Below are 14,228 nucleotides of genomic sequence, written 5' to 3'. Positions count from 1 at the left end.
GGGCATCCATTGCATTTGCCGGGCGGTTCTCGACCACATCGATGGCTGCGACCAGCCCGGCCATGACGTCCAAGGGGGCGACACATGTCTTACGATCTCATCGTCATCGGAACGGGCCCGGGTGGCTATGTCTGTGCGATTCGCGCGGCGCAGCTCGGTCTGAAGACCGCCGTCGTCGAAAAGCGCAAGACCCATGGCGGCACCTGCCTGAACATCGGTTGCATTCCATCGAAGGCGTTGCTTCACACGTCGCATCTGTTCGAGGAGGCGGGCTCGCATTTCGACAAGATGGGCATCCAGGTGAGCGCGCCGAAGGTCGATCTCGCGAAGATGCAGGCGTTCAAGCAGGAAGGCGTCGACGGCAACGTCAAGGGCGTCGAATTCCTGCTCAAGAAGAACAAGATCGATGCGTTCTTCGGCACCGCGCGCATTGCCGCCGCCGGTCAGGTGGAGGTGAAGGGCGAGGACGGTTCGAATCAGGTCCTGCAGACGAAGAACATCGTCATCGCCACCGGCTCCGACGTAACGCGCCTGCCCGGCGTCGAAATCGACGAGAAGATCGTCGTCTCTTCGACAGGTGCGCTCGAACTCGCGGCCGTGCCGAAGCGCCTCGTCGTCATCGGCGCTGGAGTCATCGGTCTCGAACTGGGATCGGTGTGGCGCCGGCTCGGCTCGGAAGTCGTGGTGGTCGAATATCTCGATCGCATTCTTCCCGGCATGGACGCGGAGGTCGCCAAGAACTTCCAGCGCATGCTCACCAAGCAGGGCTTTCAGTTCAAGCTCGGCTCGAAGGTCACCAAGGTCGACCGCAAGGGCAAGGGCGCGACGTTGTCCGTGGAACCCTCTGCCGGCGGCGCGGCGGAGACGATCGACGCGGATGTCGTTCTCGTCGCCATCGGGCGCGTGCCTTACACCGATGGTCTCGGGCTCGATGAGATCGGCGTGCAGAAAGATCAGAAGGGCCGCATTCAGACCGACGCGCATTTCTCGACGAACGTCACCGGCGTCTACGCCATCGGCGACGTGATCGCCGGACCGATGCTGGCGCACAAGGCCGAGGACGAAGGCGTCGCGGTCGCGGAGATCATCGCCGGCAAGGCCGGACATGTGAACTACGACGTGATCCCGAGCGTGGTCTACACCTCTCCGGAAGTCGCATCGGTCGGCAAGACCGAAGAGGAATTGAAGGCTGCGGGCATAGCCTACAACATCGGCAAGTTCCCCTTCACCGCGAACGGCCGCGCGAAGGCGATCCATGCGACGGACGGCTTCGTGAAAATTCTCGCCGATGCGACCACTGACAAAGTTCTCGGCGTCCACATCATCGGCGCCAACGCGGGTGAATTGATCCACGAGGCGGTGATCGCGATGGAGTTCGGCGGTTCGTCGGAAGACATCGCCCGCTCCTGCCACGCGCATCCGACGCTCGCGGAGGCGGTGAAGGAAGCGGCGCTCGCCGTCGACAAGCGCGCGATTCATATGTGACTTGGAAGCCCTCTCCCCTTGCGGGAGAGGGTGTTCTCACTTTGCGCGCGCCCGCGGATGGGCGGCGTCGAAAGCGTCCATCAACCGCGTTGCGTCCACCTTCGTGTAGAGCTGCGTCGTCGAGAGCGAGGCGTGGCCCAGGAGTTCCTGGATCGCGCGCAAATCGCCGCCACGGGCAAGGAGATGCGTCGCGAAGGAGTGGCGCAGTGCATGTGGGGTGGCGCTGTCGGGCAAGCCCAAGGCGCCGCGCAATTCCTCGACCGCGAGTTGGATGATACGCGGCGACAGCGGGCCGCCGCGTGCGCCGACAAAGAGCGGTCCTTCCGGCTTCATCGCGTAGGGACAGAGCCCGAGATAGTCTTCGATCGCGGTTTGAACGACCGGCATCACGGGCACCGATCGCATCTTGCCTCCCTTGCCCATGACGGTGAGCGCGTCGATGCCGTTGATCGGCGCATCACGTCGCGCGATGCCGAGCGCCTCCGAGATACGCAGGCCCGCGCCGTAGAGAAGCGAGAGGACCGCGGCGTCACGCGCCAGGATCCAGGGCTTGCGGCTGTCGTCCGCGCGCAATTCGGTCTCCGTCACTGCGACGGCCGAAGCGGCGGAAAGCGGACGTGGTAGATTTCGCGGTACTTTGGGTGAGCGAATCGCCGCGAAGGCCGAAGCCGTGCCGTGGCCTTCGCGCTCGAGATGACGCGCAAAGGAGCGCAAAGCCGCGAGCTGGCGCATGAGTGATCGGCTCTGGATCGCATCGAGACGACGCGCTGCGAGGAAGGACCGGATGTCGAGCGGCTTCAGGGCGACGAATGCGGCGATGTCAGGGGCGGCGCCGAGATGGGTGGTGAGGAAGGCAAGAAATTGCCGCAGGTCGCGGCCATAAGCTTCGACTGTTTTCGGCGACAGGCGGCGTTCCTTGGCGAGGCCGGTGAGCCATTGCATCGCCTCCTGGCGTAGGTCGGGAGCGCCTGGGAGAACCAGATCGAGGATCGTTTGCGAATCGGGACTTGACATGTTCTTGCTTCGTGCCAGGGCAGTACCTTATCAGATCGAGGTTAATCCGAACCGAATGACCCGCTTCATCGCCGATGTCCTGATCCCCCTGGCGCTGGACACGGCCTATAGCTACGCCGTGCCGGACGAGCTCGCCTTGAAGGAGGGCGATGTGGTGCAAGTGCCGCTCGGGACCCGTGAGATGCCGGGCGTCGTGTGGTCGCTGCGCGAAGGGGCCGGTGGCAATCTCAAACGGGTGAGCGAGGCGATCGAGGTGGCGGGATTGTCCGCCAACATGCGCAAGCTGCTCGATTGGATGGCCTGGTATACCCTGGCGCCCAAGGGGTCCGTGCTCTCGATGGGCCTCAAGATGGTGGACGGGACCCACCCGGAAGCCGTGCGCATCGGAGTGCGCAAGAGCGGCCCACCGCCGGAGCGTCTGACCCCCGCCCGCCGCCGCGCGATCGACATCGCCGCGGACGGCAAGACCCGCACCAAGCGCGAATTGGCCGAGCAGGCCGGCGTGAGCGTCGGCGTCATCGACGGGCTGATCGACGGGGGGGCGCTGGAGACGCTGGCCCTTCCTCCTGAGCCGGTGGCCGAGCTGCCGGATCCGGAATTCGGCAACACCCAACTCTCGGAGGGCCAGGCGGCCGCCGCGCGCACCCTCGTCGAGACCTTGCGAGAGACTCAGGCGCCCGTGGTTCTTCTCGAAGGGGTGACCGGATCTGGTAAGACGGAGGTCTATTTCGAAGCCGTCGCTGCGGCTGTCCGGGAGGGGAAACAAGCGCTGATCCTCATGCCCGAAATCGCGCTGACGGCTCAGTTCCTCGACCGGTTTGCGGCGAGGTTCGGAGTCAAGCCGGCGACCTGGCATTCCGGGGTCACCGGTCGCAAGCGCGAGCGGCTCTATGCGGGGATCGCGTCGGGGGAGGTCAAGGTCGTGGCGGGCGCTCGCTCGGCATTGTTCATGCCTTACGTCAATCTCGGCCTGATCGTGGTCGATGAGGAACACGAGACGGCCTACAAGCAGGAGGATGGCGTCCATTATCATGCCCGCGACATGGCGGTGGTGCGCGGGCGGATTGAAAATGCGCCGGTCATCCTCGCCTCCGCGACGCCATCCATCGAAAGCCGGGTCAATGTGGAGCGCGGGCGGTATCGGCATGTGCGGCTACCCGAACGATTCGGCGGGCGGCAATTGCCGCAGATCCGGGCGATCGATCTCAAGAAAGAGGAAATTCCGCGCGGGCGCTGGTTGTCGCCATCCCTCAACGCCGCCATCGAGGCGACGCTGGGACGGGGCGAGCAGGTGCTGCTCTTTCTCAATCGGCGCGGCTATGCCCCTCTGACCTTGTGTCGGGCCTGCGCCCATCGCTACGAATGCCCCAACTGCTCGGCCTGGCTTGTCGAGCACCGGTTCAGGCGCTCTCTGGTCTGCCATCATTGCGGACATATCGAGCGCACACCGCACGCCTGCATCTCATGCGGCAGTGTCGATTCACTCACCTCCTGCGGTCCGGGCGTCGAGCGCATCGCCGAGGAAGTAGCCGAGCTCTTTCCGGACAAGAGAACCGTCGTCCTCTCCAGCGACTTTCCCGGGGGCACCGAGCGCCTGCGGACGGAACTCGCCGCAATCGCCGCCGGAGAGTTCGACATTGTCATCGGCACGCAATTGGTGGCGAAGGGTCACAATTTCCCGTTGCTGACGCTCGTCGGCGTTCTCGATGCTGATATCGGCCTGACCTCCGGCGACCCCCGGGCCGCCGAGCGAACTTTCCAGCTTCTCCAACAGGTGACGGGCAGGGCCGGGCGCGGCGACAAGGCGGGCCGGGCTCTCGTCCAGACCTGGCAGCCCGATCATCCGGTGATCGCGGCGCTGATCTCGGGCGATGCGGAGCGATTCTATGCGGAAGAGACGCGGGTCCGGCAATTGGCGGGGCTGCCGCCCTTCGGCCGTCTTGCGGCCCTCATCGTCACCGCCGCGGAGAAGGACGTCGCCGAGAGCCATGCGCGCGCCATGGCCAAGGTTGCCGAACCCCCTCCAGGCGTCACGGTCCTCGGCCCGGCCGAGGCGCCGCTCGCCTTGATCCGCGGCCGGTATCGGTTCCGGCTCCTGGTCAAGACCGAGCGGGACGTCGATCTCCAGGCTTATTTGCGCGCGTGGCTCGCCCGCTGCCCAAAGCTGCGCGGCAACACCCGCGTCGCCATCGACGTGGACCCGCAGAGCTTTTTGTGATCAATCCTGCCCGATTGGAACAGAGGAAAGCATGGCCAAGACGATTCACTGCATCCGGCACGGACAATCCACCTTCAACGCCCATTACGACACGGCCGGAACCGATCCGCTTTTCTTCGACGCGCCGTTGACCGAATTGGGACATAGCCAAGCCGCCGCCGCTGCCGCCCATCACCGGGCCTTCGCCTACGAACTCGTGGTGACCTCGCCCCTGACTCGGGCCTTGCAGACCACGATGGGGATTTTTGGGGAGCATCCGTCCTCGCCGCCGATCGTCGTCGAATCCCTCCATCGGGAATATCTGCTCAGCAGTTGTGACGTGGGGCGGGAACCCATTCACCTCACCAAGGAATTCCCCGGCTTCGCGTTCGATCACCTGGAAGAAATCTGGTGGCACCGGGACGAGAATCCGGATGAGCGCGGTTTGAGCGTCGAACCGCTCGATCTCTTGGCCGGTCGGATCGATCGGTTTCGCGGCTGGCTTTCGGCCCGTCCCGAAACCCTGATCGCGGTCGTCGGACATGGAACTTTCTTCCGGGAATTCACCGGCTTGCCGATGTTGCAGAACTGCCAGATGGCGGTGATCGAAGTCTGATCGGCCCAACTTTTGCCGGAATGGTCGTCGGCTGAGGGTTCCTCAGCTTGCACCACCGGAAATCCCATGCTAGTGCACCCCCGCCTGATGGGTGGAGACGCCTCCCGCCTCTGGCTCCTTTCCACCGACCTGACGGGGCTCCCGACGCCGTTTTGCGGCTATGCCGGTTCGAAACCCGTGAGATTTGAGAGAGACGATTTACGTGGCGCAAAGCGGTTCTCAAGACGGACCTCTCCTGTCGGGTGTAGCGCAACGCTATGCCTCGGCGCTGTTCGAGCTTGCCCAGGAAGCGAAGTCCGTGGACGCGGTCGCAGCCGACCTCGACCGCTTCGACAAGCTGATCAAGGAGAGCGCCGACCTGCAGCGGCTCATCCGCAGTCCGGCCTTCACAGCCGAGCAGCAGGCTGGGGCCATCGGCGCAATTCTCGACAAAGCTGGCATTTCCGGCCTCGCGGCCAATTTCATTCGCCTGACCGCCAACAAGCGTCGCCTGTTCGCATTGCCCGACATGATCCGGGCCTATCGCGATTTCGTAGCGACGTCGAAGGGCATCGTCCGGGCGCAGGTCGTCCTGGCGGAGGAGCCCTCCGACAAGGTGATGAACGAAATCAAGGCGGCGCTGCGCGACGTCGCCAAGTCTGACGTCTCCCTGGACGTCAAGATCGACCCGAGCCTCATCGGCGGCCTCATCGTGAAGATGGGTTCCCGCATGGTGGACGCTTCGGTGCGCAACAAACTCAATTCCATTCGTCTAGCGATGAAAGAGGTCCGCTAATGGACATTCGAGCCGCTGAGATCTCCGCGATCCTCAAAGAGCAGATCAAGAACTTCGGCGCCGAGGCCGAGGTGACCGAAGTTGGCCAGGTTTTGTCCGTCGGTGACGGTATTGCCCGCTGCTACGGCCTCGACAATGTCCAGGCCGGCGAACTCGTGCAGTTCGAAAGCGGCGTCAAGGGCATGGCCCTCAATCTCGAGACCGACAACGTCGGTATCGTGATTTTCGGTTCCGACCGTGAAATCGCCGAAGGCCAGACCGTCAAGCGGACCGGCGCCATCGTCGACGTGCCTGTCGGCAAGGGCCTGCTCGGCCGCGTCGTCGACGCGCTCGGCAACCCGATCGACGGCAAGGGCCCGATCCAGTCGACCGAGCGTCGCCGCGTCGACGTGAAGGCGCCCGGCATCATTCCGCGCAAGTCGGTTCACGAGCCGATGGCGACTGGTCTCAAGTCCATCGACGCCCTGATCCCCGTCGGCCGCGGCCAGCGCGAGCTGATCATCGGTGATCGCCAGACCGGCAAGACCGCCATCGCACTCGACACGATCCTGAACCAGAAGCCCCTCAACCAGGGCAACGACGAGTCGCAGAAGCTCTATTGCGTCTACGTCGCCATCGGCCAGAAGCGTTCGACCGTCGCCCAGTTCGTGAAGGTTCTGGAAGAGAACGGCGCGCTGGAATACTCGATCGTGGTCGCCGCGACCGCGTCGGACCCGGCCCCGATGCAGTTTCTGGCGCCGTTCTCCGGTTGCGCCATGGGCGAGTACTTCCGTGACAACGGCATGCATGCCGTGATCACCTATGACGATCTGTCCAAGCAGGCCGTCGCCTACCGTCAGATGTCGCTTCTCCTGCGCCGTCCGCCGGGCCGCGAAGCCTATCCGGGCGACGTGTTCTATCTCCATTCGCGCCTTCTCGAGCGCGCCGCGAAGCTCAACGATTCACAGGGCGCCGGTTCGCTGACCGCCCTGCCGATCATCGAGACGCAGGCGAACGACGTGTCGGCCTACATCCCGACCAACGTGATTTCGATCACCGACGGCCAGATCTTCCTCGAGACCGATCTGTTCTACCAGGGCATCCGCCCGGCGGTGAACGTCGGTCTGTCGGTTTCCCGCGTGGGCTCCTCGGCCCAGACGAAGGCGATGAAAAAGGTCGCCGGCAAGATCAAGGGCGAGCTCGCGCAGTATCGCGAGATGGCTGCCTTCGCGCAGTTCGGCTCCGATCTCGACGCCACCACGCAGCGCCTCCTCAATCGCGGTTCGCGCCTGACCGAGCTCCTGAAGCAGCCGCAATTCTCGCCGCTGAAGATGGAAGAGCAGGTCGCGGTGATTTACGCCGGCGTGAACGGCTATCTCGACGCGTTGCCGCTCAACCGCATTCGCGCCTTCGAGGAAGGTTTGCTGGGGCTTCTGCGCGCCAAGCACCCCGACATCCTGGATTCGATCCGCTCGACGAAGGATCTGACGAGCGAGACCGAAGCGAAGCTCAAGGACACCGTCCAGTCCTTCGCTAAGTCGTTCTCGTAAGATTGGTCGTTCTCGTAAGATTGGTCGTTCTCGTAAGATTGGACCGGGTCACCGGAGAGGGTAGGGCCGCTCGATGCCGAGCTTAAAAGACCTTCGCAACCGAATCGCCTCGGTCAAGGCGACGCAGAAGATCACCAAGGCCATGCAAATGGTGGCCGCTGCAAAATTGCGCCGTGCGCAGAGTGCGGCGGAAGCCGCGCGGCCGTATGCGGAACGCATGTCCGCGGTGCTCGGCAATCTGGCATCCGGCGTGACCGTCGGACCGGAGACGCCGCGGCTGCTCGCCGGCACGGGATCCGATCAGGTGCATCTTCTGATCGTCTGCACGGCCGAGCGCGGCCTGTGCGGTGCGTTCAACTCGTCGATCTCGCGCCTGGCGCGAGATCATGCCAACCGTCTTCTCGCTGAAGGCAAGACGGTCAAGATCATCTGCGTCGGCAAGAAGGGCTACGACATCCTGCGTCGCCAGTTCTCCGACAAGATCATCGATCTGGTCGACCTGCGCTCCGTGCGGCAGATCGGTTTCGAACAAGCCGACATGATCGCCCAGAAAGTGCTCGCGCTGTTCGAGCAGGGCGAATTCGACGTGGCGACGTTGTTCTATTCGCGCTTCCAGTCGGTGATTTCCCAGATCCCGACGGCCAAGCAGATCCTGCCGGCGCAGATCGAAACGGGCGCGGGCGGCACCAACGCAGTCTACGATTACGAGCCCGACGAGGGCGAGATTCTGACGACGCTGTTGCCGCGCAACTTCACCGTTCAGATCTTCCGCGCGCTTCTGGAAAACGCCGCCTCCGAACAAGGCGCGCGCATGAGCGCGATGGACAGTGCGACCCGCAACGCCGGCGATATGATCAAGAAGCAGACGATGACCTACAACCGGTCGCGTCAGGCGATGATCACCAAGGAATTGATCGAAATCATCTCGGGCGCCGAAGCGCTCTGACGATATCCGAGAGGAGCCAACCATGGCTAACACCGCAAAGCCCACGGGCAAGATCACGCAGGTCATCGGCGCTGTCGTCGACGTGCATTTCGATGGTCACCTTCCCGAGATCCTGAACGCTCTCGAGACCACCAACCAGGGCAACCGCATGGTGCTCGAAGTGGCGCAGCAGCTCGGTGAGAACACCGTCCGCTGTATCGCCATGGACACCTCGGAAGGCCTCGTTCGCGGCCAGCCCGTGACGGATACCGGCGCGCCGATTTCGGTGCCCGTCGGCGCCGGCACGCTCGGCCGCATCATGAACGTCATCGGCGAACCGGTCGACGAAGCCGGCCCGATCGTCGGCGAAAGCATCCGCGCCATCCACCAGCCGGCGCCGTCCTATGCCGAGCAATCGACGGAAGGTCAGATTCTCGTCACCGGCATCAAGGTCGTCGACCTGCTCGCGCCTTATGCGAAGGGCGGCAAGATCGGCCTGTTCGGCGGTGCAGGCGTCGGCAAGACCGTGCTCATCATGGAATTGATCAACAACGTCGCGAAGGCGCACGGCGGTTATTCCGTGTTCGCCGGCGTCGGCGAACGCACCCGTGAAGGCAACGACCTCTATCACGAGATGATCGAGTCGAAGGTGAACGTGGACCCCCGCGAGAGCGGTTCGGCCAAGGGTTCGAAATGCGCCCTCGTCTATGGTCAGATGAACGAGCCTCCGGGCGCCCGCGCCCGCGTCGCGCTCACCGGCCTGACGGTCGCTGAGAACTTCCGCGATCAGGGCCAGGACGTGCTGTTCTTCGTCGACAACATCTTCCGCTTCACGCAGGCGGGCTCCGAGGTGTCGGCGCTTCTCGGCCGTATCCCCTCCGCGGTGGGTTACCAGCCGACGCTTGCGACCGACATGGGCGCGCTGCAGGAGCGTATCACCACCACGACCAAGGGTTCGATCACCTCGGTGCAGGCGATCTACGTGCCGGCCGACGATCTGACCGATCCGGCACCGGCAGCTTCCTTCGCCCACTTGGACGCGACGACCGTTCTGTCGCGTGCAATCGCGGAAAAGGGCATCTATCCGGCAGTCGATCCGCTCGACTCGACCTCGCGCATGCTCTCCGCCGCCATCGTCGGCGAGGAGCACTACAACGTCGCCCGTCAGGTTCAGCAGGTTCTGCAGCGCTACAAGGCGCTCCAGGACATCATCGCGATCCTGGGCATGGACGAGCTCTCGGAAGAGGACAAGATCTCGGTCGCGCGTGCGCGTAAGATCGAGCGCTTCCTCTCGCAGCCCTTCCACGTGGCCGAAGTCTTCACCGGTTCGCCGGGCAAGCTCGTCTCCCTCGAAGACACCATCAAGGGCTTCAAGGGTCTCGTGAACGGCGATTACGATCACCTTCCCGAAGCGGCCTTCTACATGGTCGGCACCATCGAAGAGGCGGTCGAGAAGGCTCAGCGCCTCGCAGCAGAAGCGGCGTAAGGCAATACACCTCCTCTTCCTCATGGGAGAGGATAACGGGAGCCTCTGATGGCCACTTTTCACTTCGAACTCGTCGCGCCGGAGCGCGTTCTGTTCTCCGGCGAGGTGGATGCGGTCGTGCTGCCCGCGACCGAGGGCGACATGACGGTGCTCGCCGGCCATGCGCCGATGATGACCGCTCTCAAAGCGGGCTTCGTCGTCATCACGACGAAGGTCGGCAACGGCCGTCGCGTTCTGGTTCGCGGCGGTTTCGCGGACATCAATCATGGCGGTCTCACCGTCCTCGCCGAACGCGCGCTGCCGGAGGAAGAAATCACCTCCGAGATCATCGACCACGAGATCCTGCAGGCCCAAATGGCCTATGATGCAACGGACGATCTCGCCTCCAAGCACACGGCCGAGTCCATGCTCGCTCAGCTGCAGGAAGCCAAGATGGCGTTGAATTTCTAAGGCGGCAGAACAGCCGACGTCACGAAGGCCGGCTCGACGCCGGCCTTTTTGTTGCGCACGTCTTCGACCCTCAGATCAACTGCCAAGTCACGAAGGCGAGCGCGAAAAGCCCGATCAAACTTGAGATGACGTTGACGGCGCGGTGCGGAAACTCGAAATCCGGATCCATCATCGCTCGGTGCTCCCTGCGGTCATCCCTGAATCGGTACCAGCACGACCTCGGTCGCTCAATCGCAGGCTGAGGCAGCGGTCGCATGAATGTTGGCCGCGCCGTGCTCATATTCGCGCCAGCGTGGCCAAGGTTGCCGAGAGCGGACTATTCGCCCATGGCGATAAGGCTGGCATTGCCGCCCGCCGCCGCCGTGTTGATCGTAATCGTCTGTTCCGTCGCGAAGCGCGGAAGGTAGTTTGGCCCGCCGGCTTTCGGCCCGGTTCCGGACAGACCGTGCCCACCGAACGGCTGCACGCCTACAACAGCACCGATGATGTTGCGGTTCACATAGATGTTGCCGACGGCGAGGCGCTCGATCACGTGGCGGACAGTCGAGTCGATGCGCGAATGAACGCCAAGCGTCAGGCCGTAGCCGGTCCCATCGATGGCCCGCAGAACCTCGTCGAGACGGTCCGCCTTATAACGCACCACGTGGAGCACAGGGCCGAACACCTCTTCGGTCAAATCTGCGGGCGAATCGATTTCGAAAATGTGCGGCGCCACAAAGGTACCCTGCGCGGGGGCATCGCCCGCGTGATGAACGCGCGCGGTCTGCTTCATCTTGGCGATATGCGCGTCGAGCCGGTCCTTCGCTTCCTGGTCGATGACGGGGCCGATCTGGGTCGACACGTCGCGCGGATCGGCAAGTTTGAGTTCCTGGGCGCTCCCCGCGATCATCTCGATCATGCGGTCCGCCACATCTTCCTGGACGCAGAGCAGGCGTAAGGCCGAGCAACGCTGGCCAGCGGAGCGGAAGGCCGACATCACGACGTCATCGGCAACTTGCTCGGGCAGAGCCGTCGCATCGACGATCATTGCGTTGATCCCGCCCGTTTCCGCAATCAGCGGCACGATCGGGCCGTCCTTTGCCGCAAGCGTGCGGTTGATGATGCGCGCGACCTCCGTCGAACCTGTGAAGACCACGCCGGCGACGTCGGGATGCTCGACGAGACGAGCACCGACGCGACCATCGCCCGGCACGAGATGGAGCGCGGTTCCGGGGATTCCGGCTTCGTGCAGGAGCCCGACGGCATAGGCGCCGATCAACGGCGTCTGTTCAGCGGGTTTCGCAACGACGGCGTTGCCGGCCATCAGGGCGGCGGAGACCTGGCCGAGGAAGATGGCGAGCGGGAAATTCCAGGGCGAGATGGCGACGAAGACGCCGCGTCCGCGCAGGCGCAGAGCGTTGCTCTCACCGGTTGGACCGGGCAGAAGTTGGTCGCTGCCGAACAACGTGCGCCCCTGCGCCGCGTAATAGCGACAGAAATCGACCGCTTCGCGGACTTCGGAGAGGGCGTCGTCGAGAGTCTTGCCTGCTTCCGACTGCAGCAAATGCAGCAGCGCGCCGCGCCGTGCCTCCATCAGATCGGCGGCGCGGCCGAGGGCGGCGGCGCGGTCGCTGGCATCCGTTTCGCTCCAGGCGGGGAATCCGGCCGACGCGGCGCGAATCGCCTGATCGGCAGTCGCCGGTGAAGCCTCGGTGACGGTCCCGACGATCGTGATGCCGTCGATGGGGCTGACGACCGGCCTCTCGGTGCCGGCTTGCGGCTTGCCGTCGATGAGAATCGACGCCTTGAACGAGGTCTTCGCACTCTTGGCGATTTCGGCGAGCAGGGCTTCGAGCGCCGCCTCGTGGCCAAATTCGACGCCGCGTGAATTACGCCGGCTCGGCCCGAACAGGTCGCGCGGCAGCGGGAGCTTTGGATGACGGGCAGCGTCTGGCGAGCCGATGATGTCGACGGGTCGTTTCAAAAGTGATTGCACCGGCACGTCGGGATCGGCGGCGACCGATACGAAGGACGAGTTGGCGCCGTTCTCGAGCAGGCGACGGACGAGATAGGCGAGAAGATCGCGGTGGCCGCCGACGGGTGCGTAGGTGCGGCAGGCGAGACCGGGGTTCTCCTCGAGCAAGCGGCCGTAGAGGATCTCGCCCATACCGTGGAGGCGCTGGAACTCGAAACCGTCGACGCCGCCGGCGCGCTCCAGGATCGATGCGACGGTGAGTGCGTTGTGAGTCGCGAATTGCGGATAGATGCGCGGCCGCAGGGCGAGCAGCTTTTCGGCGCAGGCGACATAATTGAGGTCCGTCATCGCCTTGCGCGTGAAGACTGGATAATCGTCGAGCCCGCGCTCCTGTGCGCGCTTCACTTCCGTATCCCAATAGGCGCCCTTCACCAGCCGTACCATCATGCGGCGATCATAGCGCTCCGCCATTGCGGCAATGGCGTCGATCGCTTCGGCGGCACGCTTTTGGTAGCCCTGAATGGCAAGGCCGAAACCGCTCCATCCGGCGAGCGACGGATCGGCGAGAACAGCCTCGATTACCGCAAGCGACAATTCGAGCCGGTCTGCTTCTTCCGCGTCGAGCGTGAAATTCAAGTCATAGGCCTTCGCCTTCTGGGCGAGATCGATGACACGGGGCACGAGCTCGCGCATCACACGCTCGCGGCTGGTCGCTTCGTAACGCGGATGAAGTGCCGACAACTTCACCGAAATGCCCGGGCGGTTGGGCAGGGGTTCGTTCCCGGCGGATTGCCCGATTGCCTCGATGGCGGACGCGTAAGAGTCGAAATAGCGCTGCGCGTCGGCCGCCGTACGCGCGCCCTCGCCGAGCATGTCGAACGAGTAGCGATAGAGACGTCCTTTGGCGGACCCTGCGCGCTTCAGGGCATCGGCAATGGTCTGGCCCAGCACGAAATGATTGCCCATCACGCGCATTGCCTGACGGGTCGCGGTACGCACGGCCGGCAGACCGAGACGTTTGGTCAGTTGGCGCAGAATTCCCTCCGGCGTTTCTCCCGGTTGAATGATGCGGGCCGTGATGCCGAGCGCCCACGCGGAGGCGGAAATCAGGAAAGCGTCGGATTTCGATTCGTGTTCGGCGAAATCGCCCTGGCCGAGTTTGTCTTCGATCAGGCGATCGGCGGTCGCGGCGTCGGGGACGCGCAAGAGGGCTTCCGCCAGCACCATCAAGGCCAACCCCTCCTTGGTGGACAGGGCGTATTCGCGCAGCATTTCCTCGACGCCGCCGAGACCACCGCTTTTCTCGCGGATCGCTTCGATCAGGCGCGCGGCGCGCTCGTCGACGCGCCGTTCGGCCTCAGGCGTAAGGCGGGCCGTCTTGAACAGACGCTCTGCGACGGCCTCGTCAGCCTCCGCGTAGGGAGGATCGAAAGGGACGGCGCGTTGGGGAGAAGCGGTCATGAAGGAATCTCTCTGAAACTGCCTGGAAGATAAGCAAGCCTCGCCCGTGTTTCGATGGCAATTTTGGGCAAGTTTCCTTATAAACGATGGAAATATGATCCAAAGAGCGTGAAAATGACGGTTATCGACCGCACCGATCGGAAGATTCTCAAGCTGCTCCAACTCGACGGCCGTGCCTCGACGGTGGACCTCGCCGACAAGATAGGCCTGTCACCGACCTCGACCAGCGACCGGGTGAAGCGTCTTCAGCGGGAGGGCTACATTGCCGGATTCGGAGCGCGGCTCGATCCCCACCGCCTTGGCCTGGAGCTTCTGGTCTTCGTCGAGGTGTCGCTC

At 63.9% G+C, this 14,228-nt stretch carries 11 protein-coding genes; 9 read left to right on the top strand and 2 right to left on the bottom strand.

Going from position 1 to position 14,228, the window contains the following annotated elements; genetic code table 11:
- Nucleotides 1-84: 84 nt before the first annotated feature.
- The gene (gene lpdA / locus AC1DT3_RS03665; RefSeq protein WP_477463885.1) at nt 85-1,485 is read left to right on the top strand and encodes a dihydrolipoyl dehydrogenase; all 1,401 of its coding nucleotides are present in this window, start codon (nt 85-87) and stop codon (nt 1,483-1,485) included.
- Between the two features lie 36 nt (nt 1,486-1,521).
- On the opposite strand, the gene AC1DT3_RS03660 is transcribed toward lpdA, so the two are convergent.
- The gene (locus AC1DT3_RS03660; protein WP_477463884.1) at nt 1,522-2,499 is read right to left on the bottom strand and encodes a tyrosine recombinase XerC; all 978 of its coding nucleotides are present in this window, start codon (nt 2,497-2,499) and stop codon (nt 1,522-1,524) included.
- 55 nt (nt 2,500-2,554) lie between these two features.
- Here AC1DT3_RS03660 and AC1DT3_RS03655 point away from each other — a divergent pair, with 55 nt between their 5' ends.
- The 7 genes from AC1DT3_RS03655 to AC1DT3_RS03625 all read left to right on the top strand — a co-directional run bounded on the left by AC1DT3_RS03655 (nt 2,555) and on the right by AC1DT3_RS03625 (nt 10,477).
- Entirely contained in the window at nt 2,555-4,717 is a 2,163-nt protein-coding gene (locus tag AC1DT3_RS03655; protein WP_477463883.1) for a primosomal protein N', read from the top strand.
- A gap of 31 nt (nt 4,718-4,748) precedes the next feature.
- Complete coding sequence (locus tag AC1DT3_RS03650) at nt 4,749-5,312, top strand: histidine phosphatase family protein (protein WP_477463882.1); 564 nt, start codon at nt 4,749-4,751, stop codon at nt 5,310-5,312.
- 202 nt (nt 5,313-5,514) lie between these two features.
- Entirely contained in the window at nt 5,515-6,087 is a 573-nt protein-coding gene (locus tag AC1DT3_RS03645; RefSeq protein ID WP_477463886.1) for a F0F1 ATP synthase subunit delta, read from the top strand.
- On the top strand, nt 6,087-7,616 hold the full coding sequence (gene atpA / locus AC1DT3_RS03640; RefSeq protein ID WP_477463881.1) for a F0F1 ATP synthase subunit alpha: 1,530 nt from the start codon (nt 6,087-6,089) through the stop codon (nt 7,614-7,616). Before AC1DT3_RS03645 ends, atpA begins: the two co-directional genes overlap by 1 nt.
- 73 nt (nt 7,617-7,689) lie before the next feature.
- The gene (locus AC1DT3_RS03635) at nt 7,690-8,562 is read left to right on the top strand and encodes a F0F1 ATP synthase subunit gamma (protein WP_477463880.1); all 873 of its coding nucleotides are present in this window, start codon (nt 7,690-7,692) and stop codon (nt 8,560-8,562) included.
- A gap of 22 nt (nt 8,563-8,584) precedes the next feature.
- Complete coding sequence (gene atpD, locus AC1DT3_RS03630; protein WP_477463879.1) at nt 8,585-10,027, top strand: F0F1 ATP synthase subunit beta; 1,443 nt, start codon at nt 8,585-8,587, stop codon at nt 10,025-10,027.
- 48 nt (nt 10,028-10,075) lie between these two features.
- Nucleotides 10,076-10,477: a F0F1 ATP synthase subunit epsilon gene (locus AC1DT3_RS03625; RefSeq protein WP_477463878.1), complete on the top strand. Its 402-nt coding sequence runs from the start codon at nt 10,076-10,078 to the stop codon at nt 10,475-10,477.
- 316 nt (nt 10,478-10,793) lie between these two features.
- Here the strand turns inward: AC1DT3_RS03625 and putA are convergent, their stop codons facing one another.
- Nucleotides 10,794-13,892 (bottom strand): bifunctional proline dehydrogenase/L-glutamate gamma-semialdehyde dehydrogenase PutA, encoded by a 3,099-nt coding sequence (gene putA, locus AC1DT3_RS03620; RefSeq protein ID WP_477463877.1) that lies wholly within the window; start codon nt 13,890-13,892, stop codon nt 10,794-10,796.
- Nucleotides 13,893-14,006: 114 nt separating this feature from the next.
- Here putA and AC1DT3_RS03615 point away from each other — a divergent pair.
- On the top strand, nt 14,007-14,228 hold a 222-nt coding region (locus AC1DT3_RS03615; protein ID WP_477463876.1), incomplete at its 3' end, for an Lrp/AsnC family transcriptional regulator.

This window comes from Microvirga sp. P4_G7 (genome assembly GCF_056401005.1).
This window is presented reverse-complemented; position numbering and strand designations above follow the sequence as displayed.